This window comes from Oculatella sp. FACHB-28 (genome assembly GCF_014696015.1).
GTDB lineage: Bacteria > Cyanobacteriota > Cyanobacteriia > Elainellales > Elainellaceae > JAAUTN01.
This window is the reverse complement of sequence record NZ_JACJPJ010000108.1, coordinates 86,932-111,699: the sequence shown is the minus strand read 5'-3', so window position 1 is coordinate 111,699 and position 24,768 is coordinate 86,932. Positions and strand designations below refer to the sequence as shown.

At 48.4% G+C, this 24,768-nt stretch carries 24 protein-coding genes and 1 pseudogene; 8 read left to right on the top strand and 17 right to left on the bottom strand.

Annotated elements, in window-relative coordinates:
* Positions 1 to 236: 236 nt before the first annotated feature.
* A complete protein-coding gene (locus H6F88_RS32055; protein WP_190646881.1) occupies positions 237 to 1,442 on the bottom strand; it encodes a phosphoglycerate kinase in 1,206 nt (401 codons plus the stop codon).
* Between the two features lie 287 nt (positions 1,443 to 1,729).
* Here H6F88_RS32055 and H6F88_RS32050 point away from each other — a divergent pair, with 287 nt between their 5' ends.
* Positions 1,730 to 2,137, top strand: a complete 408-nt coding sequence (locus H6F88_RS32050) for a universal stress protein (RefSeq protein WP_190646880.1) — start codon at positions 1,730 to 1,732, stop codon at positions 2,135 to 2,137.
* Between the two features lie 75 nt (positions 2,138 to 2,212).
* Complete coding sequence (gene ylqF, locus H6F88_RS32045; protein ID WP_190646879.1) at positions 2,213 to 3,073, top strand: ribosome biogenesis GTPase YlqF; 861 nt, start codon at positions 2,213 to 2,215, stop codon at positions 3,071 to 3,073.
* Positions 3,074 to 3,340: 267 nt separating this feature from the next.
* On the opposite strand, the gene H6F88_RS32040 is transcribed toward ylqF, so the two are convergent.
* Positions 3,341 to 4,156 (bottom strand): aminotransferase class IV family protein, encoded by an 816-nt coding sequence (locus H6F88_RS32040; protein ID WP_190646878.1) that lies wholly within the window; start codon positions 4,154 to 4,156, stop codon positions 3,341 to 3,343.
* A gap of 84 nt (positions 4,157 to 4,240) precedes the next feature.
* Here H6F88_RS32040 and H6F88_RS32035 point away from each other — a divergent pair, with 84 nt between their 5' ends.
* Complete coding sequence (locus H6F88_RS32035) at positions 4,241 to 4,594, top strand: MerR family transcriptional regulator (protein ID WP_190646877.1); 354 nt, start codon at positions 4,241 to 4,243, stop codon at positions 4,592 to 4,594.
* A 154-nt stretch (positions 4,595 to 4,748) separates the two neighbouring features.
* A pseudogene (locus H6F88_RS32030) lies at positions 4,749 to 5,252 on the top strand (GTPase); the annotation flags it as partial.
* Positions 5,253 to 5,275: 23 nt separating this feature from the next.
* On the opposite strand, the gene H6F88_RS32025 reads toward H6F88_RS32030, so the two are convergent.
* The 5 genes from H6F88_RS32025 to H6F88_RS32005 form a co-directional block, all read right to left on the bottom strand.
* Positions 5,276 to 5,674: a hypothetical protein gene (locus H6F88_RS32025; protein WP_190646875.1), complete on the bottom strand. Its 399-nt coding sequence runs from the start codon at positions 5,672 to 5,674 to the stop codon at positions 5,276 to 5,278.
* Entirely contained in the window at positions 5,671 to 6,336 is a 666-nt protein-coding gene (locus H6F88_RS32020) for a hypothetical protein (protein ID WP_190646874.1), read from the bottom strand. The genes H6F88_RS32025 and H6F88_RS32020 overlap by 4 nt, the downstream gene beginning before the upstream one ends.
* Positions 6,337 to 6,419: 83 nt before the next feature.
* Complete coding sequence (locus H6F88_RS32015) at positions 6,420 to 7,106, bottom strand: Rho termination factor N-terminal domain-containing protein (RefSeq protein ID WP_190646873.1); 687 nt, start codon at positions 7,104 to 7,106, stop codon at positions 6,420 to 6,422.
* Positions 7,103 to 8,443 carry a ParA family protein gene (locus H6F88_RS32010; protein WP_190646872.1) on the bottom strand — a complete coding sequence of 447 codons (1,341 nt, stop codon included), beginning with the start codon at positions 8,441 to 8,443 and terminating at the stop codon, positions 7,103 to 7,105. Before H6F88_RS32010 ends, H6F88_RS32015 begins: the two co-directional genes overlap by 4 nt.
* 535 nt (positions 8,444 to 8,978) lie before the next feature.
* Positions 8,979 to 9,470 (bottom strand): hypothetical protein, encoded by a 492-nt coding sequence (locus H6F88_RS32005; protein WP_190646871.1) that lies wholly within the window; start codon positions 9,468 to 9,470, stop codon positions 8,979 to 8,981.
* Between the two features lie 358 nt (positions 9,471 to 9,828).
* On the opposite strand from H6F88_RS32005, the gene H6F88_RS32000 reads away from it, so the two are divergent.
* Positions 9,829 to 11,448, top strand: coding sequence for a 2-isopropylmalate synthase (locus H6F88_RS32000; RefSeq protein WP_190646870.1), 1,620 nt, complete (start codon positions 9,829 to 9,831; stop codon positions 11,446 to 11,448).
* Positions 11,449 to 11,592: 144 nt separating this feature from the next.
* The gene (locus H6F88_RS31995) at positions 11,593 to 12,297 is read left to right on the top strand and encodes an SDR family oxidoreductase (protein WP_190646869.1); all 705 of its coding nucleotides are present in this window, start codon (positions 11,593 to 11,595) and stop codon (positions 12,295 to 12,297) included.
* Between the two features lie 34 nt (positions 12,298 to 12,331).
* On the opposite strand, the gene H6F88_RS31990 is transcribed toward H6F88_RS31995, so the two are convergent.
* From H6F88_RS31990 to H6F88_RS31945, 10 genes are all read right to left on the bottom strand, one after another.
* On the bottom strand, positions 12,332 to 12,961 hold the full coding sequence (locus H6F88_RS31990; RefSeq protein ID WP_190646868.1) for an FMN-binding negative transcriptional regulator: 630 nt from the start codon (positions 12,959 to 12,961) through the stop codon (positions 12,332 to 12,334).
* Positions 12,962 to 13,010: 49 nt separating this feature from the next.
* Entirely contained in the window at positions 13,011 to 14,864 is a 1,854-nt protein-coding gene (locus tag H6F88_RS31985; protein WP_190646867.1) for a serine/threonine-protein kinase, read from the bottom strand.
* A gap of 104 nt (positions 14,865 to 14,968) precedes the next feature.
* Positions 14,969 to 15,994 (bottom strand): low-specificity L-threonine aldolase, encoded by a 1,026-nt coding sequence (gene ltaE / locus H6F88_RS31980; protein WP_190646866.1) that lies wholly within the window; start codon positions 15,992 to 15,994, stop codon positions 14,969 to 14,971.
* A gap of 14 nt (positions 15,995 to 16,008) precedes the next feature.
* Positions 16,009 to 16,827 (bottom strand): ABC transporter permease, encoded by an 819-nt coding sequence (locus H6F88_RS31975; protein ID WP_190646865.1) that lies wholly within the window; start codon positions 16,825 to 16,827, stop codon positions 16,009 to 16,011.
* A 2-nt stretch (positions 16,828 to 16,829) separates the two neighbouring features.
* Complete coding sequence (locus H6F88_RS31970; RefSeq protein ID WP_190646886.1) at positions 16,830 to 17,687, bottom strand: ABC transporter permease; 858 nt, start codon at positions 17,685 to 17,687, stop codon at positions 16,830 to 16,832.
* Positions 17,688 to 17,936: 249 nt separating this feature from the next.
* Entirely contained in the window at positions 17,937 to 19,238 is a 1,302-nt protein-coding gene (locus H6F88_RS31965) for a substrate-binding domain-containing protein (RefSeq protein ID WP_190646864.1), read from the bottom strand.
* Positions 19,239 to 19,354: 116 nt separating this feature from the next.
* The gene (locus H6F88_RS31960) at positions 19,355 to 20,512 is read right to left on the bottom strand and encodes an ABC transporter ATP-binding protein (RefSeq protein WP_190646863.1); all 1,158 of its coding nucleotides are present in this window, start codon (positions 20,510 to 20,512) and stop codon (positions 19,355 to 19,357) included.
* A gap of 418 nt (positions 20,513 to 20,930) precedes the next feature.
* Positions 20,931 to 21,407: a hypothetical protein gene (locus H6F88_RS31955; RefSeq protein WP_190646862.1), complete on the bottom strand. Its 477-nt coding sequence runs from the start codon at positions 21,405 to 21,407 to the stop codon at positions 20,931 to 20,933.
* A gap of 119 nt (positions 21,408 to 21,526) precedes the next feature.
* Positions 21,527 to 21,964 (bottom strand): putative toxin-antitoxin system toxin component, PIN family, encoded by a 438-nt coding sequence (locus tag H6F88_RS31950; RefSeq protein WP_190646861.1) that lies wholly within the window; start codon positions 21,962 to 21,964, stop codon positions 21,527 to 21,529.
* The gene (locus H6F88_RS31945) at positions 21,961 to 22,305 is read right to left on the bottom strand and encodes a hypothetical protein (RefSeq protein WP_199313924.1); all 345 of its coding nucleotides are present in this window, start codon (positions 22,303 to 22,305) and stop codon (positions 21,961 to 21,963) included. Before H6F88_RS31945 ends, H6F88_RS31950 begins: the two co-directional genes overlap by 4 nt.
* A gap of 260 nt (positions 22,306 to 22,565) precedes the next feature.
* Here H6F88_RS31945 and hydA point away from each other — a divergent pair, with 260 nt between their 5' ends.
* Both hydA and H6F88_RS31935 read left to right on the top strand, forming a co-directional pair.
* Positions 22,566 to 23,978: a dihydropyrimidinase gene (hydA, locus tag H6F88_RS31940; protein ID WP_190646860.1), complete on the top strand. Its 1,413-nt coding sequence runs from the start codon at positions 22,566 to 22,568 to the stop codon at positions 23,976 to 23,978.
* Between the two features lie 11 nt (positions 23,979 to 23,989).
* A complete protein-coding gene (locus H6F88_RS31935) occupies positions 23,990 to 24,655 on the top strand; it encodes an SDR family oxidoreductase (protein WP_190646859.1) in 666 nt (221 codons plus the stop codon).
* The last annotated feature ends 113 nt before the right edge of the window (positions 24,656 to 24,768 follow it).

The window sequence follows — 24,768 nt, the reverse complement described above, 5'->3', positions numbered from 1 at the left end:
CGCTAAACGTTTCACGGTTGACCCCACACAAGCGCTTAAAGTGGCGCTTCGATAGATGCTCCAACTCGTTATATCGCATATCTGCTTCTGACATTAGCTTCTATTCAGAAGCTATCTTGCTTCGCTGCGATCCTCAACTGTCACACTCACTTTATATTCGTGCAGGAAGTCTATTCAACTAAGGGCAAGGGGCTTAAGCCCCTTGCCCTCCCAAAAGTTCATCTAATCAGCGCGAATTAAGCGTCGTCAAGGGCTGCGATGCCAGGAAGTTCCTTCCCTTCCAGCAATTCCAGGCTGGCACCACCGCCAGTGGAAATGTGGCTCATCTGTTCAGCGACACCAACCTTTTCAACGGCTGCAACGGAGTCGCCGCCACCGATGATTGTGGTGACACCCTGAGGAGTCAAACCTGCTAGCGTATGGGCGATCGCCTCCGTTCCCTTAGCAAACTGGTCAAACTCAAACACACCCATTGGGCCATTCCAGATCACGCTCTTGCACTGAGTCAGCGCATCCTGGAACACTTTGATCGAGTCAGGACCGATGTCCAGACCCATCCAGCCATCGGGGATGTTTTCAATACTGACGGTTTGGGCATTGGCATCAGGGGCAAAGTTATCAGCAACGACAACATCAGTGGGCAACAACAGGTCTACGCCCCGCTCTTTTGCCTTTGCTTCCAGCGTTTTGGCTAGCTCTAGTTTGTCTTCTTCAACCAGCGACTTACCAACGTTCAAACCCCGCGCTTTGTAGAAGGTGAAGATCATGCCGCCGCCGATTAGCAGTTTGTCTACCTTGTCGAGCAGCGTTTCGATCACGCCGATTTTGCTGGAAACTTTGGAACCGCCGATAATTGCTGCCAAAGGCTTCTTAGGATTCTCGATCGCATTCTGCAAATACTCCAGTTCCTTCTCGATCAGGAATCCGGCAACGGAAGGTTTCAGGTAGTGGGTCACACCTTCAGTCGAAGCATGGGCGCGGTGAGCAGTGCCAAAGGCATCGTTGACATACAGGTCAGCCACGGATGCCAACTGTTTTGCAAATTCAGGATCGTTCTTTTCCTCTTCAGCATGGAAGCGAACGTTTTCGAGCAGCACGACCTGTCCGGGCTGCATGGCTGCAACGGTGCTGGCGACCTCTTCGCCGATGCAGTCATCGCACTTGGTCACGGTTTGACCGAGCAACTGGGAGAGGCGATCGCTGACCGGGGTGAGCCTCATGCTGTCTACGACCTTGCCCTTGGGACGACCAAAGTGGCTGGTTAAAATCACCTTGGCTTGCTTTGAAATCAGGTCTTGAATCGTTGGCAGAGCCGCCCGGATGCGCGTGTCATCCGTGATGTTGCCCTGATCATCCAACGGGACATTAAAATCGGCTCTGACTAACACGCGCTTGCCTGATAAATCAGATGCCGACAAATTTGCTACAGATTTCTTTGACACCGCAAGAACCCCCTAATGAGTCTTTATACCTATTAATTAGATTAGCGGTTAACAGCTAGCAGTTAATAGTAAACTGCGAGTTTTTTTGATGGTGCGCTCTCAGTCGTTAGCTTTTTCTAAAGGATCTGGTATTTAGTTCACAACTCCTTCACACTAGAGGTGCAGGAATCGGCGGATCACTAGATTGCTCTAGCTTTATTGCTGAAGCTAACGGCTAAAAGCGAATTGCTAACTGCTCTCTACGCCGTCCACATTTTACCGGAGTCTGCACCCCAGAGAGGTATGACATGTTTAAGACAGTTTTATTTCCAATTGATCAAACCCGCGAATCGCGGCAGGCGGCTGAAGTGGTCGCCAATGTTGTAAAAACCTATAGCAGTCGGCTAATTATTCTATCTGTAGTAGAAATTCCCGAAGAAGGAGAGTCCACTAACCCAGACATGACCTCAGCGGCGGCGATCGCCAAGCTGCTAGAAGATGCCAAAACTCTATTTCAATCCGAGGGAATTAATTCTGAAACAATCGAGCGTCAGGGCAAACCTGCTTTTACCATCTGTGACGTTGCCGACGAAATCGAGGCTGATCTGATCATCATGGGCTGTCGGGGCATCGGTCTGACAGAGGAAGGCGTGACCGATAGCGTCAGCAATCGGGTGATCAATCTATCGCCTTGCCCCGTGCTGGTTGTTCCATAAACGGAAAAGCTTCTACCATCGTAGGGGCGAACAATCGTTCGCCCTACCAGTTCACCGTTAGGCACGATAGAGGTTATGACTTCACCAGCAATCCAGTGGTATCCAGGGCACATTGCCAAGGCTGAAAGGGCGCTCCTGGAACAGCTCAAGCGAGTCGATGTGGTTCTGGAAGTGCGAGATGCGCGAATTCCGCTAACGACTTGTCATCCGCAGGCTGTCCAATGGATCGGTAATAAAGAGAAGGTGCTGGTCCTGAATCGGGTGGACATGATTCCCCTTGTGGCTCAGCAAAAGTGGACAAGCTGGTTTCAGCAGCAGGGAGAACAGCCTTATTTCACCAATGCTCAGCACGGCAAAGGAATTGCGTCCGTGTCTCAGGCAGCACAGGCAGCAGGCGAAAAGATGAACCAGCGGCGGCGCGATCGCGGCATGTTACCCCGACCCGTTCGTGCCGTTGTCATCGGCTTCCCCAACGTCGGCAAATCTGCCCTGATCAACCGTCTGCTGAACAAACGAGTTGTTGAAAGTGCCCGTCGCCCCGGTGTCACCCGTCAACTCCGCTGGATTCGCATCTCCGAGCAGCTTGACCTGCTCGACGCGCCCGGTGTCTTGCCCTCGTTGCTCAAGGATCAGGAAGCAGCACTGAAGCTTGCCATTTGTGACGACATCGGCGAAGCAGCCTATGATAATCAGCGAGTTGCCGCAGCACTAATCGATTTGCTGAAACATCTGCAAGTTAAAAACCCTGAAGCCGTACCAGGAAATCCGCTTCTGGATCGCTATAGCCTTGACCCCGCTCACCTGACCGGAGAAAGTTATCTTGCAGTGCTAGCCGATTCTCGTCATCAAGGTGATATAGAGCGTACTGCCCGGCAAATGTTGAACGATTTTCGTAAGGGGATACTGGGGGCAATCGCTCTGGAGATTCCTCTCTAAAGTTCTCAATATTGCTAGTTCTAAATCTCCAAATCCGGAAAGGCAAGCTAAGAGATGCAAAGTTTGTCCACAGCCGGTAATTGGGAATGCTAGCACAGTTTGTTCGTGCGGAGGTTGGGTAATCTGGGCAGCGTGAGAGCTTATATTTCTTCCGACTATGAGCGAGCGGCACTTAAGCAAGGAAAGATGGGGCGAGCACCCCGACCTTCCATCCAACTATGCTAGAACTTCTCATCTGTCACTGCATGGTTCGCTTGCTAGCTATGCTTAAAGGAAATTGGCGGGTTCAGCCTTGTAGGCTTTATGGAGCAAGCTGATGAAGGGTTTTGCTTCCGCGATAACATTTGAAGCAAAGGCAGTGATTGGAATACCGGGTGTCCATGAATTCATCACTGCGGCGCCAGACAGCTCTCCAAGACGTTCGAAAGTGATGGCTTCGAGGCGCTGTGGAATATCAAGGCGTTCTAATTGTCGCTGAATGATACCCATCATGGTGCCTTTTAACATGGTAGCTTTTGGCCAGATAACCGTTCCATCATCCCAAAAGACAAGATTCCATATTGTAGCTTCGCTCAGGCACCCATGACTATCCACGAAGGCGGCATCATCGAATCCTTGCCGTATGGCTTGATGAAGATAGTAGGTCTTGCCGACTTCACCAACATGTTTAATGGTAGCCAGAGGCCTCTCATAATTCACAGTGCTCAGCCTCAGCGGTCCTTTGGGTCCATCGGATGGGGCTCCTGTACGGATAAGCACGGCAGGTTCTACATCCATGCTATTTGCAGTGAATTCTCCATTGGGTGAGAAAACGGTGACGGTCAAGGACTGATCTTCCTCTCCTTCTTCAACTGCCGTTTTGATATGGAACCGTAGCTTTTCATCGGACGGCGCTCTGCCAAAAAGCTCTAGGGATGCCTTGCGCAGACGGTCGAGATGAAGATCCAGCCCTTTGATCTTGCAGCCTCTCACCTGCATTGCAGTGAAGTGTGCAAAACCCGCAAAAGCCAGAGGGCTCAGTTCAGAAAGGGTGGCCGGGTGTCCATCAATGCGTGATTGGTAAGTGCTTGGTTGGGTCGTCATGGCATTAGCTCCTGATTGAATTTATGTAGAAGAGCTACTATCCTAAACTCTGACAGCACTGTTAGAGTCAAGGGGCAAAATGAGATGAGAGTAGGTGAACTGTCCAAACGTACTGGCGTGAGTATTAGAATGCTCCGCTACTATGAAACTGAAGGACTACTGAAGCCGAAGCGCACCACAAGTGGGTATCGTGACTACGCCCCAGATGAGGTGCAAACTGTCGAACGTATCAAGCTTCTTGGCTCGGCAGGTATGACTCTTGCGACAATCCTGCAATTCTTACCGTGTGTGAGAGGGGAGGGACTCGCTTTCGAGCCGTGTGATGAGCTGCGCCATGTCTTGCACGAGCAAATCCGCCTTGCCGACCAGAAAGCGGCGGAACTGGCTCAAAGCCGAAAGGTTCTAGAGAGTTTTCTGTACGAGATTGAGAAAGACTGAAGGGGTGCCTACACCGTCTGGCTGGTTAAGTTTTTAATTCAAAACTGCAGCGGTGTTGTTCAGACCTCCGCAAGGTTTAGCTGTAGGCTGCTAATAAATTACTGCACCGGAAAAATAACTCGCTGGCGCTCGTCATTTTTCGGTGAGTAACGCGTTACCCCGACCCGTTCGTGCCGTTGTCATCGGCTTCCCCAACGTGGGCAAATCTGCCCTGATTAACCGTCTGCTCAACAAACGAGTTGTCGAAAGTGCCCGTCGCCCCGGTGTCACCCGTCAACTCCGCTGGATTCGCATCTCCGAGCAGCTTGACCTGCTCGACGCGCCCGGTGTCTTGCCCTCGTTGCTCAAGGATCAGGAAGCAGCACTGAAGCTTGCCATTTGTGATGACATTGGCGAAGCTGCCCATGACAATCAGCGGGTTGCCGCAGCGCTCATCGATCTGCTGAAGCACCTGCAAGCTAAAACTCCTGAAGCCGTACCAGGAAATCCGCTTTTGGATCGCTATAGCCTTGACCCCGCTCACCTGACCGGAGAAAGCTATCTTGCAGCGCTAGCCGATTCTCGTCATCAGGGTGATATAGAGCGTACTGCCCGGCAAATGTTAAACGATTTCCGTAAGGGGATACTGGGGGCGATCGCTCTGGAGATGCCGCTCTAAAATTCTAAGTAAAGAGCCAAAACTCAATTGAGGGAGGCTTTACGTTTTCTCTCAGCGCGGTGAGTTAGCGTCTTCAAGTATGCTTCAGCTTCATCAAGTAAGGCTTGACTGTCGTGCTGCAACGATTGCTCATCTTGTTGCATATCTTGCAGTTCAATTAAGCCCTCATTTAGTCGCTCATTCAGAGCAGCAGCTTTTTCATCTTCTTGTTTCCAGCGTCTTTCTGCAGCAGCAACTTCAGATTGCAACTCATCGACTTTGGCAGTCTGAGTTCTCGCTTGTAGAAAATGGAGTACTTGCATCCATGATGCTGTTTTACGTAAGTCTAAGGAATTGAACTCCTTGAACTTACGTTTAAGCGCTTGAGTGGTGTCAACTTGAGCTAACACATAGACTTGTTGTTTCAGTTCAGCAATTTTCACGGCTGATTACGGCTTTCCAACTCTTGAACGTAAGCTTCCAGTTCTTTGACGCGAGTTTCTAGCTCTACAATACGACGCTGTTTGCGATTGTTGCTGGCAGTGAGTCCACCGACTCGTCCACGCATCTGATAAGAGAGAGCTTTTGAGGCTTCGGATTCAGCAATTTTGCGCTCTAGCTCCTCTTGAAAAGAGATATTGCGTTCCTCCAAAAGTTCGAGGCTGAGTTTCTGCGATTCGACCTGCTTTAGCGCTAGTGCGTTTTCCTGCTCAAGCTGCTGAATTCGGCTATTGCCTAACTTGAGCGCATCCATTAAACGCTGGATCAGGCTACGGTCTTTATGCCTTCCTCTCTGTAGCTCAGTAATTTCGTCTTTGCTCTGTTTGTAGCCCTGTTCGAGCCGTTGAATTTTCTGTTCACGGACTCTAGCCCTTTGTTGTTGAACAAGCGTGGTACACGCGCTTTTGATAATCCAGTATGCAACTTCTCGATCAGATTCGTCTAAAGCTTTAAACTCTGCTGAATTAAGCAGTTCATCATAATTGGTTGCTTCATGCCGCAGCTCGGCTACTTTGACGTATCCTATCTTAGATAGCGGTTTAGCGTTAACAATACAGGCTTTGTCATTCCAGTACTGTGCTAACTCTGATTCTCTGTAATCCACTGGTTGCTCTACCTCGAAAACATGAATAAATTTAGGTTTGTTCTCTAAAACTCTTTGATTAAAAGTATGGTTGCCAGGAGCAGCTAACCTCCACTAAGCGCCTCTATCAAATCATCTTTTTTCATTTTGCTAAGACCAGCAATTCCTCGTTTCTTAGCGATCTTCTTGAGATCGGCAGTTGTCATAGTTTTGAGAATGGCAATGTCAGTGATTGTGTCTGGCATTGGCTGAGGTGTGAGATAGAACACTTGCTTTAAAGCGTCAAGTTTTTTGCCTTTAGTAATGCCACACTTTAAACTAGTAATTGGATCGAAGGTCTTCCAATACTGACGCGGAGCTTCATCAATTCGGTTAGTTGCTAAAGGAAGTTTGACCGTTTTGAGCAGGCTTCCTGGTTGCTCGATTAAGTATTGCAGTGCTGCCATAATCTCATCTCTAGAAGCTTTAGAGAGATTAATTTTTGGTATCTCTTCACCAGCAAGCACCTTGGTAATTTCAGTAGTTTCATCACTATCGTCAGCAATAATACACCAAACTCGATCTAAGCCAGCTTCTTCTGCCACGGCGTAAATGAACGAGTTGCCAACAACCTTATATTTATCCTCATCAATCTCTTTAACAATAACTGGAATCCAGTTGCGTTTACCATTTTGGTTAAGGAGATGGGCTGTAGCTTTAATGAGAAATTCAGGTGCGTCAGTGCCTACATCTGGATCAATCTCATCCAGATATAGGTGCATCAGATTACCAATATCACTGAGGCTGCTCATTGTAAAAAATACTCCTTAACTAAATTTTTGTAATAATCATGAGCTGCTCTATCTCGATAGACCGCAGGAGTACGAGAGAACGCGGAACTTGCTATATTAGCGTAACTTGGTATTTGAGGAATATGGAGATCTCGCCTCGCATTAGTATATCTAGGGTAGAAGTAAGGCATTAAATTAAATCCATCTTTTTTAGCTGCCTTGATGAGATTGTTAATTTCCTGTTGAGCCGCAGCCAATTGAGGAGGTGTGATTTTTTCTCCATTAAAAAAGATTGGTAATGGAACAGGACTACCATCACCTTTTTTAGCTTGTACCTCAGGAATAAACTTCTTGATTGCGGTTGCTGCATTCTCTAAAGAGAAGAGATTGTTATGCTTGGTTGGAATAAGAACAACATCAGATGCGTAAACTGCAAGCTGGCTAAAAACTCGCCAATTCGGTGGTGAGTCTATCAGGATGTAATCATATTCCTGTCTAGCAAGTTCTAGTTTCCGGTAAAGCGTATGCCGCTTCAAACGATTACGTAAGAGGTTTTCAGGCGCATCTGCTAATTCTTGATCAGCAGGAAGTACATCAAATCTTAGCTCTGATTTTAATTTTTTCAGGGGAAAGGTGTAATGACATACAGCACTTTTAATGTCTAATTCTTTCTCGGTCAAAGCTTGAAAGACACTGCTATTACTTAACGATAATCCTAACGAACTTGTTAAATCCTGTTGATTCGGATCAAAATCTATCGCCAAAACCTTCTTTCCTAAAAAAGTTAGGATGGCTGCCAAATTTACCGTAGTAGTGGTCTTTCCTACTCCTCCTTTATTGTTATAGACTGCAATAGTCAGAGCTTTAGTTGGTCTTTCGATTTTTTTGCGAATTGAGGCAATAACCTGATCAACATTTTCGGGATCAATCGAGAGACATTGTGTTGCAGGATAAATGACTCTGCCATGTTTCCGAAATAATTGAATATGGCAGGAGTTAGTAATAATACCCCACTGTGCTGTTTTACAGTTAGGTCCGAGCAAATAACCCTTCAGTTGATTGACTGTTTTTTGATACTGGGCTGCATCTTCAGAAAGGTTAATATCTCTGCCCTTTAACTCCAGTAGGAGATGAGGGTTAGATTTTGTATATAGGAAAATATCATCTCCTATAGTTTTCCTGGCTGCTTTATCAACGCTCTTTCCATCGCCAGTATTATACTCGGGATGAATTTCACCGGATTGAAATCCTAGCGCCCGCAATAATTGAGTTGCAAAAAGCTGATCAACTATAGGCTCTTGTGCATTTTCGGGAAGGCTTTGCAGAGCAGAGCGAAGACTAATAGCTGTCATAGTCATGTTGTGAACATCTTCCAGCAGTATCCAACTTCAGTGTGCCCGACTGGGGACAATTCTCTACTCTGAATAAGGCTTATTTATCCGGATAATTACATACCCCTCACATGCTTTTTATGTTGGAACGCGAGTTCGCTGTCAAGCTCTCAAATAGAGTGATTGAGGTCACATCTTGAATGTGATTACTATCTATAGCCCTGGCTTGAATGAATGCGTGAGTCAACGTGTTCAAGCTACTTAACGATCGCTCCTCTGTTTGACTAAGCTCAGCAACAAGCTGAGTAGATTCGATGACTGGCTGAGCTATGTTTAAATCAAGTTCAGTAGACTCTAAGCAAACTGGTTAAGGTTTAGAACTTCGTTCAGTAGATTTAAAGACTAGTCGAGCAAGCTAAAAGACTAGCTGAGTAGTTTCTAAGATTAATCGAGCAAGTTAAAAGACTAGTTGAGCAGTGTTTGAAACTAGTCGAGCAGGCTAAAAGACTAGCTGAGTAGTGATTGCACCTACTCGACCCAGTTCAAACACAACTCAACCTCTCTACACAGTGCCTGAAGCGGAGGTTTTGTCTGATTTAGGACGGCGATTGCCCATTGCCTTAAATCTCTCGCCCAGTTGGTCAGCTACGCTTTTCAATCCGGGGGTATGTTTTGCGGCTGTTTTCACATAGTCATAAACTAGTAAACTGCTCGCCATCGACTCGCTTCCTACTGCTACTAGCGTATCGTCTACCTTTTCTGTCAATTGTTCTAACAGACTCAAGATTTCAGTCAGCGCCACCATCAGCTGATAATCTTTGGCAAACTCTGCAATGTCAAAGTTGGCAGGCACGATTTCTGAGTTGTTCTGCGTCACGCTCAAGCTGTTGTTGACAAACGCTAGACTTTTGTCACCCATCTTAAAGCGTTTACGCCGCTCGTCTGTTGTGAGGTTAACTAAGAACGGCATGTTGGTTTGAATGGTTGCGATCGCCGTTTTAATTTCCTTGAGCTTTTCGTCCGTAAGCGTAGCGCTAATGTTCTGATAAGGCATGAATAGGCTCCCTTTGAATCAATGTAATGGGTGAACGTGTAGCGTAGTTCTAATCTGAAAGCACGCCACGCTACCCGTTTAGAGTTCCCATTAACAACAATTTGGAACAGCGCTATGATTTTCAGCTTTACCTTAAAAGCTTTAGATGAGGGAGAAAAAGTGAAGAGGACATAGACGTCAAAGCATCTGGAATTTCGACCTTTAAGCTAGCAATCGGTTTAATAGAATAATTCGGTAGGTGCGTAACATCTTCCAAATTTCGGAAGCCGTTAACGTGGATAGGAGCAGGTACTAGAATATCTAAATACTGTTCTAGTACGATCGCCTTTCAGCACTACTCATCCACTCGTCAACCTCTATGAAATTCCAACCTCAGCCAGACCGCGTTCTGATTTTTGATACCACTCTACGTGATGGGGAGCAGTCTCCGGGTGCAACTCTGAACGTGGAAGAGAAGCTAACAATCGCTCGTCAACTGGCGCGACTGGGGGTAGACATTATTGAAGCAGGGTTTCCGTTTGCCAGTCCGGGCGACTTCGAAGCGGTAAACCGAATTGCTGAAAACGTTGGAACGGAAGACGGTCCGGTGATTTGCGGCTTGGCTAGAGCAACGCGCAGCGACATTGAAACGGCAGCAAAAGCGCTTCAGCCTGCGGTACATCGTCGGATTCATACGTTTATTGCTACGTCTGACATTCACCTGGAGTTTAAGCTGAAGAAATCGCGCAAAGAGGTGCTGGAAATTGCGCCAGAAATGGTTGCTTATGCCAAGTCGTTTGTGGATGATGTAGAGTTTTCACCCGAAGATGCGGGTCGCTCTGACCCGGAGTTTTTGTATGAAGTGCTGGAACGGGCGATCGCCGCTGGTGCAACTACAGTCAACATTCCCGATACGGTTGGCTACACGATGCCGTCGGAGTTCGGAGCGCTAATTAAAGGCATCAAGGAAAACGTTCCCAACATTGACCAGGCAATTATTTCCGTTCACGGGCATGACGATCTGGGCGTAGCGGTTGCCAGTTTCCTGGAAGCGGTGAAGAACGGGGCGCGGCAGCTTGAATGCACGATCAACGGCATCGGCGAACGGGCAGGCAACGCAGCGCTAGAAGAATTGGTGATGGCAATGCATGTGCGGCGGCAGTACTTTAACCCATTCTTGGGTCGTCCGGCGGATTCTGAAGCCCCACTGACGAATATCGATACTCGCCAAATCTACAAGACTTCCCGGTTAGTTTCTAACCTGACAGGAATGTTGGTGCAGCCGAATAAGGCGATCGTCGGTGCAAATGCTTTTGCTCACGAGTCGGGGATTCACCAGGATGGCGTGTTAAAGCACAAGCTCACCTACGAAATCATGGACGCTCAGTCAATCGGGCTGACGGATAACCAGATTGTTTTGGGTAAGCATTCGGGACGCAACGCCTTCCGCACTCGTCTAAAGGAGTTGGGCTTTGAACTGGCAGATCAGGAGCTAAATAAAGCCTTCCTGCGGTTTAAGGAGTTAGGCGACAAGAAGAAAGAAGTCACCGATTGGGATCTAGAGGCGATCGTGAATGACGAGATCCAGCAGTCGCCAGAGATGTTTCGACTGGAGCGGGTGCAGGTTTCCTGTGGCGACCATGCCTGCCCGACTGCGACGGTGTCCCTTCGCACTCCCGATGGACAAGAGTTAACCGACGCGGCGATCGGCACGGGACCAGTCGATGCAGTGTACAAGGCAATTAACCGCGTGGTTGAGATTCCGAATGAGCTAATTGAGTTTTCGGTGCAGTCGGTCACCGCTGGGATTGATGCGATCGGGGAAGTGACGATTCGGCTCCGGTATGAGGGACGGCTCTTTTCGGGACATGCTGCTAATACAGACATCATTGTCGCCTCGGCTCAGGCTTACATGAATGCGCTTAATCGCCTCTATGGGGCGTTACAGCACGGCAACTCGTTGCATCCTCAGCATGGCGAAGTGGAGGCACTGCGTTAATTCTAGGCTACGTACAGCTTAATATCGTTGCTAGAAATTTAGAGCTCTTGCGTGAATGGTAGCGTGGCGGAGTTGCGCTACCACTCACGCAGAAAAAAGTGATTCATGCAGGAGTCCTATGGAGCAGAATTGGAGATTAATTAGATGACGCAAGCACAGCGAATTGCAATCGTGACTGGCGCAAATCGTGGCATTGGACTGGAAGTTGTACGCCAGCTTGCTCACAAAGGCATGACCGTGATCTTAGGGTCGCGTGATTTAGAGAAAGGAACAGCGGCAGCAGCAAAACTAGCAGATGAAGGACTCCAGGTAATTCCTCGCCATCTAGATGTTACCGATCCTGACAGTATTGCCCAGCTTGCAACTCAGGTAGAGCAGGAGTTTGGGCGATTGGATGTGTTAGTTAACAACGCAGGCATCCTATACGACACTTGGCAGCAAGCGAGTAACGCAAACCTTGATACAGTGCAGGAGGCGATCGCCACCAACACCTTTGGACCCTGGCAAATGTGTAAAGCATTTGTGCCATTGCTGCGTCGGAGTCAGCAGGGTCGGATCGTCAACGTTTCTAGTGAAGCGGGGTCTCTCACCAGCATGGGTGGCACTGCGCCAGCTTACAGCGTTTCTAAAACCGCACTCAATGCCTTCACTCGCACCCTAGCAGCTGAGCTGAAAGGCTCTGGAATTTTGGTCAACTCAATCTGTCCGGGTTGGGTCGCGACTGATATGGGTGGCGCAGGCGGACGACCTGTTGAAGATGGCGCTGCAAGTATAGTTTGGGGGGTAATGCTGCCTGACAATGGACCTACAGGTGGGTTCTTTCGCGATGGCAAACCGTTGCCCTGGTAATGGTGTGAGGCGATCGCTGACCAATGGAGCTTGATTAATTATCCATCGAAAGATTCTGCCTCATCTCCTCACCCACAGCCCGAATAGCTGGATCTGGATTTTGCAATAGTGCAGCTGACACCGTTTCTTGATCGGTTTGGCTACGGTTTTGACTCAGCTTGTACTTTCCTTCTAGACGAGTCACCGTCATCTCAAAGCCAACAATGCCATTCATCATGCCCTGCCGATAGCCATCTGATAAGCCATGCCAGTGAGATTTGTAGTCCGCCTCATAGGTGTCTATCATCTCATCGATCATCTGGTCCATTGATTCGGGTGAATGGTTGAGTGTAATAACTTTGGGAATACCATAAGCATGAACTGCAATATAGTTCCAGGTTGGGACATTCTCATGTTTTTCGTACAGAGCAGGAGAGATATAAGCGTGCGCTCCAGTAAAGATAGCTAGCGATTCAACTGTTTCAAAGGCTTGCCATTGGGGATTCAGCTTTGCTAGATGACCAATGAGTTGAATTACATCTTCCTGCACCTTAACCACAAGAGGAACATGTGAAGCATAAGGTACACCCTCTACAATCGATACCAACGTGGCAAAACTGTTGGCTTTCATAAAAGCAACTAGTTTATCAACATTGTCTTCTTGAAAAGCGGTAGGTCTATACATAACGGTTGGTTTTCAGATGGAAATGGTACTACACAAGACTTTGTTATCTCTAATCACATCGCCATAGTCTAATCGTTTTGTCGCTGCTGCAAGTGGCGAGTAATTTTCCATCGGGGCTAAACGCAATTCCATTAATCCAACTTGAGTGACCGCTAAGCTGTTGGGGTTGAGTTCCGCTGTAAACGTTCCAGATTTTGATTGTGTGGTTTTCACTGGCGCTAGCGAGAGTTTGTCCATCAGGGCTAATGCAGGCTGGATGCGGGCAATTGGGCTGATCAACGAGGGCGCGAAAGTGCTGTCCACTCCAAAAGTTCCACAGTTTAATCTCACAGTCCCAACCGCCCGTTGCGAGAAAGCGACTGTTGGGGCTAAAGCTGATCGAGTTAATGGTATTAGCGTAGCCGCGCAGAGTACGAAGTTCTTGCCTGTTGGCAATGTCCCAGAGCTTAACGGTTTTGTCAAAACTGCTGCTGGCAAGAATTTTACCATTGGGGCTGAAAGCAATAAAATTCACCAGTCCATTATGTCCCTGTAGAATGTGTGGACTGTGGTGGTCGCCCACTGTCCACAGCTTTATCGTCCTATCAGAACTGCCGCTGGCGATCACGTTCCCGTCAGGGCTAAAGGCGATCGCATTCGACACAAACGGATACTCATTAAAACTCTGAAGTGACTTGCCCGTCTGTAAGTCCCACAGTTTTACACTTTTATCCCAACTGCCCGTGGCAAAGGTTTTTCCATCGGGGCTACAAGCAACCGAGGAAATTAGATTAGAGTGTCCCGAGAACCAGCCCGGATAGTGAGTGCGAAATTCCTTCCCCGTGGAGGTGTGCCACAGTTTGATCAAGTTATCGCCACCGCCACTGATTAAAATTTGTCCGTCAGGGCTAAAGGCGATCGCATACACTTTTCCTTCATGCCCTTTGAGTGTGCGAACGCAGCGCCAGTTTCCTTGAATTGTCGTAGGAAGCGTCTTAGATGCGGGTTCAGCAAGGCTGAGCAGTTGTCCGGGAGCAGGCGCAGCAGAATCACTATTGAGCGCAAGCAATACTTCTCTGGGCGAGCGCCACCTCTCTTTAAGAGAATTTTGCACCATTTTGTCGAGGATAGCAGCGAGGCGATCGCTCACTGCCTGATCTATCAAATATTGTCGCCAAATCCAAGCATCTTCACTCACATCAAATAGATCAAAAGGCGACATTTGCGTGAGCAAATGCAAACAGGTGACACCCAGACTGTAAACATCGCTGGCAAAAATTGCCTTGCCTCGCGTCTGCTCCGGTGCAGTATACTCAGCGCTGCCGATCACCGTTCCTGTTCTCTCTAAGGCAGTTGCAGTAGCGTACTTGGCAGCGCCAAAATCAACCAGTACTAGCCTATTATCTCGACGACGAATGATATTTTCCGGCTTAATGTCTCGGTGAATTACGCCACCCCAGTGAACAAATTGCAGTACGGGCAGCAAATCTTGCAGCAAGTTTGTAATTTGTGGTTCTGAGAAGGGACCGTGTTCTGCCAGTTCATCAGCCAACGTTTGCCCTTCTACAAATTCCTGAATAATGTACTGCCGCTGGTCTTGCTCCAGGTAGGCATACAGTTTAGGAATCTGCGAATGCTCTAGCTGCTCTAGTCGTGCTGCTTCGCGCTCAAACAGTTCTGCCGCTTTGGGTGCGTTTGCCTCACCCGCAGGGTGAAACTGCTTAACCACACACGTGGCAGACTGAGTTTCTGTTGTGCTGTACTCATCTTCCGCCAGAAAGGTTTTGCCAAACCCACCTTGACCAATTAGCCGAATTGCCCGATAGCGATCGCCCAGCAGTAACTCCGTTCCGCAATTCTGACAAAACCTGGCATCTACTGAGTTTTCAGGCTTTGGGCAATGAGGATTTAAGCAATGACTCATAACGGCGATCGGTAGCAGCGTTCAATCCTAACTTCACCCATTTATAGCGAATCTGACTGATAGCTGGCGTAGTGGGGCGATCGCTTATCTACAAGCAATTAGGTCTACATGTTTATGGCAGATTCAATTGAACCTGGTACTTGTTGAATCTGCCCCTGGTTAACCATCAAATTTGTAACCGCTCTGATAGAGTTTGGACCGATCGCTAAAACGGCTACTCCCTTCTCTTTGAGCCGGTCTACCAATACTTGAGCTGAAATGGTTGGTGTATGAAACACCACAATGTTGGTTTGAACCTCTTCAGGAGCAATTTCAATCCCCTCAAGTTGAGCCAATCCTTCTGCCAAAATTTTGGCGTGAATGTGATCGTCCTGCAATCGTTCTCGATGATGTTTCAATGCATACAACGCTCCTGCTGCCAGTATTCCGGCTTGGCGCATTGCTCCACCAAACATTTTGCGGAAGCGGCGCGATCGCTCAATAAATTCTCTAGAGCCCGCCAAAGCAGAACCAATTGGCGCGCCTAACCCTTTAGAAAAACAGACGCTTACCGTATCAAAGGGTTGAGCATACTCTGCTTCAGAAATACCTGTGGCAACACAAGCGTTCCAAAGTCTTGCTCCGTCCAAATGAAGTCTAAGTCCCTGCTCCTGGCATACTTGAGCGATCGCCTGTATCTCAGAGAGTGGATAAATCCGTCCACCGCTACGATTGTGAGTGTTTTCTAGACAAACCAACTTGGTTCGTGGGAAATGCTCATCAGTAGGACGTAAAACTTTTGTTAAATCGCTAGCCGTAAAAATCCCGTGATTGCCTGGGATCAAGCGACACATGACACCCGACAAAGCGGCAGGTGCGCCTCCTTCGTAGTAGTAAATGTGAGCTTGCGATTCTAGAATGACTTCATCTCCAGGTTCTGTGTGGGCGCGCAAAGCAATCTGGTTTGTCATGGTGCCAGAAGGCATGAAAACAGCCGCTTCTTTACCCAAAAGCTGCGCTACATAACTCTCCAGCGCTTTCACGGTTGGATCGTCACCCAGCACGTCATCGCCTACTTGAGCATAGGCGATCGCCTCTCGCATTGCTGGCGTGGGTTGAGTCACCGTATCGCTTCTGAGATCAATCATCATTAGTTTTTAGGGGTTCACTGCTGCTGGCGACGTGAAAAGAACTGGAAGGCAGCAAAGGCAATTCCAATGATACAAAATGAAAATACAGTTGTGACGGTTCCTAGCGCGTAAAGTGCCGGAGTCGTCACATTGGTAGTCATGCCAAAGATTTCCAGGGGCAATGTGTTCCTGCCGCCAGAGATTAACGAGGTGCGGGTAAATTCGTCATAGGACAGTGTGAAGCCGAACAAAGCAACTCCGATCAAGCTGGGCGCAATTAGCGGCAAAATTACTTCTTTAAATGCCTGCCACTCACTTGCGCCAAGATCTCGTGCGGCTTCTTCATAGGACAGGTTAAAGCGATTGAACACACCGATCATGATTAGGAAAGCGAAGGGCAGCGTCCAGGTGAGATGTCCAGCTAAACCCGAGGAATACCAGTTGGTTTCAATTCCTAGCAAGCTAAAAGCGATACCAATACCCAGGGAAACCAGAACACTGGGAACAATCAAGCTGGAGATGGTGAGATAAAAGATGACGCGCGATCCGGGGAAGCGACGACGGAAGGCTAAACCTGCCATCACTCCAATTAAGACGGTGAGTGCCATGACCAGCAGCCCCAGCAGGAGCGATCGCTGAAAGGCTGCGCCAAAGTCGCCAATCCGCTGCTGTTGAAGAAATAGAGATTTGATCCAGTAAAAGCCAAAGCTGCGGACGGGGAAAGTGAGTGCTCCATTTTGCCCCTGAAGTGACAGGGTGAAAATAGCGAACATCGGACCGTACATGAACAGGACGAATAGGGCAAAGAAGGCGGCGAGAATGTAGAAAGTGGGCGATCGCTTTTTCAGTCCCATAACTACAGCTCCTTACGAATATCAATGGTGCGAAGAATCCCAAAAATGATTGCTAATGTCACGACTAGCAAAATTACCGCATTGGCGGCGGCTAAGGGATATTGCAAACTGCCAATCTGGTTACGAATCAGGTAACCCACGGAAGCTGCCTGTCCGCCACTCATCAGCCGCACGGTGACAAACTCACCCATTGTCAGAGTCACTACAAAGATAGAACCGATCGCAATTCCAGGTAATGACAGTGGCAAAATCACCTCTTTGAATACTTGAAAGCCTGACGCACCCGCATCTTCTGCCGCTGCGATCAGGTTGCGGTCAATTCGCATCAGACTGTTGAAGATGGGCACGATCATAAACAAGGTATAGAGATGCACCATCGCCAACACCACAGCAAAATCTGAGAACAGGAAAATATCGATCGGCTGTTGAGTTAAACCGATGCCAATCAACAGTTTATTCAGTAATCCTTCCCGCCCCAGAAAAGGAATCCAGGAGATCATACGAATGATATTGGATGTCCAAAAAGGGATGGTGCAAACTAAAAATAGGATGATTTGCCAGCGCAAACTGTCAATATAAAACGCCAGAAAGTAGGCAACTGGGAAGCCAATAATCAGCGTGAAAAACCAAACCAGTCCAACAAATTTGAAGGTGTTGAGATAGGTGGCTAAGGAAACCTGTGAGGTAAAGATATTGCGATAGTTATCTAACGTGAATCCGGGAGTCATGGAATAGCCCGTAAATTCCCAGAAGCTAACGATGAAGATAGTGGCGATCGGAAATACCAGAAACAGGAGAAACACCAGGGTTTGTGGTGTAACTAGAAGATAAGGCTCAACGGATTTCCAGCTTTTGAACATAAAGATTTTTTGAATAAATATATTTTTGAGCTGAACTCGCTTCCAGGCGTGGCTGGCGATGTCAATAAAGACTGCCTCGTGAAATAGATAGTCGTAGGATGTGCTAGCGGTAGCGTAACGCATCAAGTCTTATAAGCACGGTGCGTTCGACTTTGCCTAACACACCTTACACCTGATCTGATTTTGTAAGTTGGGTTTTGCTTTGCTTCACCCAACCTACGTCCGGATTCACGAATAACCAGTAACCTCTTACGCCGCTACAAACTCATTCCACTTTTGAACGAGGTAGGTTTGCTCATCCATTGTGGAGTTCCAGACGACAACGTTGCCCATGCGATCGTCAAAGGAACCGCCATCGCGCACGGCTCCAGCGGATTCTAGCTTGGTACCAAAGGGATCGATCATGTCTTCGGCAGCGGCTTTACCTTCATACCAGAAGTCCCATTCTGTTTGTGACATAAACTTTTTGGCGTTTTCAGGCACAGCGCTGTAGTAGCCTTGCCGCCCTAGGAAGGCACCAACCCAGCCGTCTAACATCCAGTTGATGTATTCATAGGCAGCATCCAACTCAATCCCAGAGAGGTTTTTGGAAAGCCCAATGCCGCCCCCCCAGGCACGATAGCCTTCTTTTAAGGGTGCGTAAATACATTCAATTCCCTGCGCTTTTACCGCAGTAACGGCAGGCGACCACATGGATTGCAGCACCACTTCACCCGATGACATCAGGTTAACGGACTCATCAAAGGTTTTCCAAAAGGCACGGAATTGCCCAGCCCGTTTTTGCTCAATCAGAATTTGGGTGATTTGATCTAATTCTTCACGAGTCATGTTGCCTTTGTCGCCAAAGGTCATGAGTCCTAGCGCTTCCACCACCATTGCTGCGTCCATAATGCCAATGGAGGGAATGTCTAGAATTGATGTTTTGCCGCGAAATTCTTCGTTGAACAGTTCCCCCCAACTGGTGATTTCGCGCCCAACCAGGTCAGGACGATATCCTAGTGTGTCGGCATTGTACTGGAAGGGGATTAGCGTCGCCCAATTAGTCGGTTCAGGCGCAAATTCGGTAGATTCCTGGTCAGGGAGAAACATAACTCGGTGTGGCGCAGTTCCCTGAGAAGAGTTGACCTTTGCCCCGTTGTACAGTTCTCCCGTAGTAAAGATAGGAACAATTTTGTCGAAGGCAGAGATACGGGTAACATCGATCGGCTGAAGATTTCCTGAGGGAACAACTAAAGGCAGGCTAAAATATTCGCCGTCAAACACGTCGTACTGTCCCGGCTGAGTAATCGCGATCTGGTTATTTTCCTCAGTACTCAGCGCCCGCATTTCTAGCTTAAAGCCCAGATCTTCTTCAGCTTTTTGGCGAATCTCGTTAATTTGAGACACACCCGTACCGATAAATCGCAGGGTGACATCTTTAGTTTGATTGGTGTTAACGGTGGGTCCAGGAGCCGGATTGTTGGGGGTGCCACGCGCACATTGAGTCGCTGTAACCATTGCCCCGGCTGCCAGTCCGGTTCTCAAAAGCTGACGACGAGTAATTTTTGCCATAGTTTTCCTGATCTAAGGGGCGATCGCCAATGATTCAATTCAACCGAGAAAATTGCATTCTCAAACGGGTCTGCACTCCAGGATGTATCGAACATCACAAATGCAAGCTGACGGTACTAGTGGGGTAAGAAAATGCAGTCCTCGGTTGACCAACCGAGAACCACCAATTCTCCCTCCTGGAGCGGCTGAGCCATCCAGTCTTGAGTACGGACTTTGTATAGCGCCTCTTCTCCTGTCGCTTCTAATAACAGAGAAACCCGCGTTACGTATCCGGTAAATTCCACAGCCGCAACTCGCACAGAGATCTGGTTAGAAGCGTGTGAATCAGGGGTGTGAGGCTTTAGCACCATGCGATCGGCTCGCACCGAGCAGGCAGCCGTCATACCTACATCTGCGGCTTGTCCGTGACAGAGGAATGTACCTAGCCCATCTACCTCAAGCTGAATTAGAGCAGCATTTGTGTCGGGTGTGACGTGTGTGACTTTGCCCACAAAAATATTGTTGTCTCCGACAAACCGAGCAACAAAGCGAGAAGCCGGAGCGCTGAAGATCTCGGCAGGAGTGCCAATCTGGTCAATGTGACCGTGATCCATCACGACAATCTGGTCTGCCAGGGAAAAAGCTTCATCCTGGGCGTGAGTCACCTGAATGAAGGTCATGCCAAACTGCCGCTGAAGCTTGCGGAGTTCGCTTCTGGTTTTGACGCGCAGGGATTCATCTAGAGCGCTGAGCGGTTCATCTAACAGCAAGACTTGGGGGCGAGTCACCAAGGCTCTGGCGAGGGCAACGCGCTGCTGCTGTCCGCCGCTGAGCATGGTGGGCTTGCGATCGCCAAACTTACTCAGCCCCACCACTTCCAACATTTCGTTCACACGCTGGGCGCGATCGCTCACCTTCACGCCGCGCATTTTCAGCCCAAATTCCACATTCTGCCACACCGTCTTGTGCGGGAACAGGGCATAGTTTTGAAACACCATTGCCGTGTTGCGTTTGGCAGGCGGCAGGTCATTCACACGGCGATCGCCGATGATCACATCGCCACTGGTCGCCTCTTCATGACCCGCAATCATCCGCAGCGTGGTAGTTTTGCCACAGCCACTTGGCCCCAGCAGGCAGCAATAGGAACCCGCAGGAATGTCCAGGTTAATGTTTTCGACCGCGACAAAGGAGCCATACTTTTTGGTGAGCGATCGCAGCATCACCCCCTCAGCATGGACAGGAGCCACATACGGAGTGCTAACTGTCTGCGCTTGTTGCGTCGTTCCTGTGATCATGTTGCTACCCGAAGCGTTCACTTAACTAGTCATTAAACGGCTTCTACGGTAGCGAATTGTCTTTTTAGCTACATTAATAAATCCCAAGCTTGAAATAGCAGTTACGGAGAAGGGGGAGGAACGATTGCTAAGCTGACTTGGTTTCTAGTGAAGCTAGCTTCACTGCTAACTAGCCTAGCTTCGTCACTAGCTAGCCTAGCTTCATCACTAACTAGGCTAACTTCACCACTGACTGGGCCAGCTTCACCGCTGACTAAGCTAGCTTCGCTACTGATTAGGCTGACTTTATCGCTGACTAGCCTAGCTTCATCACTAACTAGGCTGACTTCACTCTGGGCTAAGTCAGCTAGCTAAAAAATTAGGCTGGCTTCACTACGATTGAAGCCAGCCTAGTAGACGATGCTAGTGGGAAGCTGTCTTAGCTAGAAGTGGTAGAAGACGATCGCCCTCGTCCAGACTGTTGAGTAAACCGTTGCCCCATTGCCTCTACAAGGTTATCTAATCCGGCAACTGTCCCGTTCGCTTTAGCATAGCGGTAGACTTCTAGGGCAGCCGAGTATGCTTCGCCGCCTGCTGCGACCGCTGTATCATCAATCAACTCTTGCAACTGAGTCAGTGCCAAAAGCATAGGTTGCAGAGCTTCAAACAATTCCAGGTCGTGACGCATTTCTTCGAGGTCAAAAGAGTGGGGCAGAAATTCAGGATTTTGCGCTGCAATCTCTAGCGCCTTGCGGGTAAAAGCACGATTGCGATCGCCTAACCTGACGGTGGCGCGGCGTTCTTCTGGACTCATCGGAATCAAAAAGGATAGCTTCTGGCGAATGGTGGCGATCGCGGTCATTACCTCTTGTTGTTCTGTAGCAGACAAGTTGACGCTAACTCGATTGGCAGGCATAAGGATGCTCCCAGGTAAATTACCTGTCTAGGGTGCCCGCAGGTTGGACAACGGCAACGATCAATCTTCAAGCCAAGGCAAACACAGCTTCCTACGCGAGTGCGTATTCCGTATAACGTTTAACTTTCCTTACCCAAAGCTTCCAGGAAAGAATTAACACCCAGCAACTGGATACTATAGGTTGCCATCATTCCTCTCAACCCATCATCAGCCCGTAAATCATCATCTCCAGATACGATAATTTCTGCTTTGCCATCAATTGCTGTAACCAGCACAGGTAAATCTTTAGGATCTCGACAAGTTGGAGGCACCGTTACTAGTTCGACCCAAATAGCTCGATGCTGCAACTGCTGTTCAAGTCGAATCGCTTGACTAGGATTAATTCGTTCTCGCAAGCGAGGGCGATTCCAAATTAGATGAAGTTCCTCCATGAGGGGCTGACTTATCACCAACTGGAATCTTTCCCTATTAAATGCCTCCAACACAGGCAATGTCATTCGTCCTCTTAACAGAATGTGAATCCAAATGTTTGTGTCGATGACTACTCGAAACGTCATAATATTGAGCGGGATTGCTGACGTACAGCCTTAATTTCAGCCATAACATCGCCGTCTGTAATATCATCATCAGGGGCTTGAGCATAAAGCTCTTGAATTAAAGCCACTAGATCTGAACGTAAACCTACTTGAACCAGGACTTTAGCAACCTCTGCCTGCTCGTTTGGTTGCAGCTGTTTCACAGCTGTAATTAATTGTTCTAAGGTAATGGGAATAGAGATCATATCGGTACCATGATTGAGCTTCTCAACTCTAGTTTGAACTAAATTGCCCCTATTGCCAAAAACTGTTATGCCAGCCTTTCTAAACCGTTTTCCCAAATGTAAAACCGTGTCTTCCATAGTTAAAACAGAAGAAGCAGGAACCCCCTTGAGGTGTTACCAAGATGAAGCTTGGGAACGAGGGAATCTTGGTAACAAGAGAAACTAGGTTAATTAAGATATGAAAACCGATTCCCTTCTTTATCGTTTATTTCAGCGATCGCCTGGATTACTCAAGCATTGGTGGATTAGGAATTGTTAACCTGTTCAAAACTCCTTGAACTTGCGCGGTATAACAACCTGGTTAGAGTATTTGCCAGCAATAAAATCAGGAGTAGAAAATGGGTGAAGTGCTGATTAAAGGCGGGCGAGTTGTTACAGCGGTAGATGATTATGTTGCCGATATCTTAGTGAAGGATGGGCAAATTGAGGCGATCGCCAGACATCTCCCCAACTCCGACGCTGAGGTTCACAATGCATCAGGGTTGATGGTGTTACCTGGTGGGGTAGATGTTCACACTCACATGGAATTTCCTCTCGGACCAGCGGAAACTTGCGACACGTTTGAGACGGGGACGCGATCGGCCGCTTTTGGTGGCACCACCACAATCATTGACTTCGCTCTCCAAAAACAGGGAGAAACGCCCAAACAGGCACTCGATCGCCGCCTTGCCTTAGCCGAACCGCAAGCTTGCGTAGACTATGGTTTTCACATCATCCTCACCGAAGTTACTCCCGAATCGCTGAGCGAACTGCCCGATCTGATCAATCAGGATGGTGTGTCCAGCTTCAAGATGTTTATGGCGTATCCCGGTGTGCTGATGGTGGATGACGCAGGCATCTTTAGAACGATGCGAAAGGTGGGCACTCACGGCGGCATGGTAAATTTACACGCTGAGAATGGGGGTGTGATTCAAGTGTTAATTGAGGAAGCACTGGCGCAGGGCAACACTTCACCCAAATATCACGCTCTCACTCGACCCTCAATTATGGAAGGGGAAGCTTCTCATCGGGCAATTCGACTGGCAGAACTGGCAGAGATTCCAGTTTATCTGGTGCATCTGTCAGCGAAAGAAGCACTGGATGCAGTCGTAGAAGCCCGCGATCGCGGCATTTCTGCCTTTGCGGAAACCTGTCCTCACTACTTATTTCTCACCATTGAGGAATACGATCGCCCCGACTTTGATGGCGCAAAATATGTAATGACTCCTCCTTTGCGCGATCACACCTGCCAACATGCGCTGTGGCGTGGGCTAAAGTTCGATGACCTGCAAATTGTCTCTACCGATCACTGTCCGTTTTGCTTCAGTGAACGTCCGTTTGGTATCCATCGCTCCAAACAGTTAGGACAAGGTGATTTCTCCCAAATTCCGAATGGCGCACCGGGAGTAGAGTTTCGCGTTCCACTACTCTATGACGGTGGTGTAGGTGGCGGCAAAATTTCACTCAATCGCTTTGTTCAGCTTACATCTACCGCACCTGCCAAGATGTTTGGGCTATTCCCACAAAAGGGAGCGATCGCTGTTGGTAGTGATGCCGATCTCGTACTGTTTGATCCACAAAAACCTCATATTCTCAGCGCTAGCACTCACCATTCCAACGTCGATTACTCACTGTTTGAAGGGAGACAGGTAACGGGCAAAGTTGAGAAGGTGTTTCTCAGAGGTGAGTTAGTTGTGGATGGCGATCGCTGGCTGGGGAAACCGGGCAACGGTCGATATCAAAAGAGATCTGCTTCGGGTCGGGTAATTTGATTGGAGTTCTCATGGCAACTTATTTAATCACAGGTGCAAATCGAGGCATTGGTTACGAATACTGCCGTCAACTGCAAACGAGGGGCGATCGCGTCATTGCCATCTGTCGCAATGCTTCTGAGGAATTGCAGCAGTTAGGAGTACAAGTTGAGGAAGAAATTGATATTACCTCAGATGAGTCTGTAGCAGGTTTACGCACTCGCTTAGGTGATACGGCGATCGACGTGCTGATCAACAACGCTGGTATTATCAAGCGTGTCACCTTAGAAAACCTGGACTTTAACAGCATTCGAGAACAGTTTGAGGTGAATGCTCTGGGTGCATTACGAGTAACCAGTGTGCTACTTCCACTTCTCAAATCAGGCTCCAGGATTATCTTGATGACAAGCCGCATGGGGTCGATTGAGGACAATACCTCTGGTAGTTCCTACGGCTATCGCATGTCAAAGGTGGCGTTGTCGATGGCAGGCAAGTCCCTGTCCCACGATCTCAAACCGCGAGGAATTGCCGTCGCAATTCTGCATCCCGGTTTAGTGCAAACTCGCATGACGAACTTTACAACGGGCGGCATTACTCCAGAAGAGTCTGTCAAGGGCTTGCTGCGACGGATTGACGAGTTGACATTAGAGAACACGGGCACCTTCTGGCACGCAAATGGCGAGGTGTTGCCCTGGTAATTTGATAGTACGGTGGTAGTACGTTGATTTGTATTGCAGAATGTTCCGTATGATGGGCAGTATTTGCCTGTCCTCAATACACGCAAATTCTATTCGGGTGAGGAATGCCCATC

What these genes read in the sequence shown, in the direction of transcription:
- H6F88_RS32050 (WP_190646880.1), top strand. Translation starts at nt 1,730, where the DNA reads ATGTTTAAGACAGTTTTATTTCCAATTGATCAAACCCGCGAATCGCGG.
- ylqF (WP_190646879.1), top strand. Translation starts at nt 2,213, where the DNA reads ATGACTTCACCAGCAATCCAGTGGTATCCAGGGCACATTGCCAAGGCT.
- H6F88_RS32040 (WP_190646878.1), bottom strand. Translation starts at nt 4,156, where the DNA reads ATGACGACCCAACCAAGCACTTACCAATCACGCATTGATGGACACCCG.
- H6F88_RS32035 (WP_190646877.1), top strand. Translation starts at nt 4,241, where the DNA reads ATGAGAGTAGGTGAACTGTCCAAACGTACTGGCGTGAGTATTAGAATG.
- H6F88_RS32015 (WP_190646873.1), bottom strand. Translation starts at nt 7,106, where the DNA reads ATGAGCAGCCTCAGTGATATTGGTAATCTGATGCACCTATATCTGGAT.
- H6F88_RS32010 (WP_190646872.1), bottom strand. Translation starts at nt 8,443, where the DNA reads ATGACTATGACAGCTATTAGTCTTCGCTCTGCTCTGCAAAGCCTTCCC.
- H6F88_RS32005 (WP_190646871.1), bottom strand. Translation starts at nt 9,470, where the DNA reads ATGCCTTATCAGAACATTAGCGCTACGCTTACGGACGAAAAGCTCAAG.
- H6F88_RS32000 (WP_190646870.1), top strand. Translation starts at nt 9,829, where the DNA reads ATGAAATTCCAACCTCAGCCAGACCGCGTTCTGATTTTTGATACCACT.
- H6F88_RS31995 (WP_190646869.1), top strand. Translation starts at nt 11,593, where the DNA reads ATGACGCAAGCACAGCGAATTGCAATCGTGACTGGCGCAAATCGTGGC.
- H6F88_RS31990 (WP_190646868.1), bottom strand. Translation starts at nt 12,961, where the DNA reads ATGTATAGACCTACCGCTTTTCAAGAAGACAATGTTGATAAACTAGTT.
- H6F88_RS31985 (WP_190646867.1), bottom strand. Translation starts at nt 14,864, where the DNA reads ATGAGTCATTGCTTAAATCCTCATTGCCCAAAGCCTGAAAACTCAGTA.
- ltaE (WP_190646866.1), bottom strand. Translation starts at nt 15,994, where the DNA reads ATGATGATTGATCTCAGAAGCGATACGGTGACTCAACCCACGCCAGCA.
- H6F88_RS31975 (WP_190646865.1), bottom strand. Translation starts at nt 16,827, where the DNA reads ATGGGACTGAAAAAGCGATCGCCCACTTTCTACATTCTCGCCGCCTTC.
- H6F88_RS31970 (WP_190646886.1), bottom strand. Translation starts at nt 17,687, where the DNA reads ATGTTCAAAAGCTGGAAATCCGTTGAGCCTTATCTTCTAGTTACACCA.
- H6F88_RS31965 (WP_190646864.1), bottom strand. Translation starts at nt 19,238, where the DNA reads ATGGCAAAAATTACTCGTCGTCAGCTTTTGAGAACCGGACTGGCAGCC.
- H6F88_RS31960 (WP_190646863.1), bottom strand. Translation starts at nt 20,512, where the DNA reads ATGATCACAGGAACGACGCAACAAGCGCAGACAGTTAGCACTCCGTAT.
- H6F88_RS31955 (WP_190646862.1), bottom strand. Translation starts at nt 21,407, where the DNA reads ATGCCTGCCAATCGAGTTAGCGTCAACTTGTCTGCTACAGAACAACAA.
- H6F88_RS31950 (WP_190646861.1), bottom strand. Translation starts at nt 21,964, where the DNA reads ATGACGTTTCGAGTAGTCATCGACACAAACATTTGGATTCACATTCTG.
- H6F88_RS31945 (WP_199313924.1), bottom strand. Translation starts at nt 22,305, where the DNA reads ATGGAAGACACGGTTTTACATTTGGGAAAACGGTTTAGAAAGGCTGGC.
- hydA (WP_190646860.1), top strand. Translation starts at nt 22,566, where the DNA reads ATGGGTGAAGTGCTGATTAAAGGCGGGCGAGTTGTTACAGCGGTAGAT.
- H6F88_RS31935 (WP_190646859.1), top strand. Translation starts at nt 23,990, where the DNA reads ATGGCAACTTATTTAATCACAGGTGCAAATCGAGGCATTGGTTACGAA.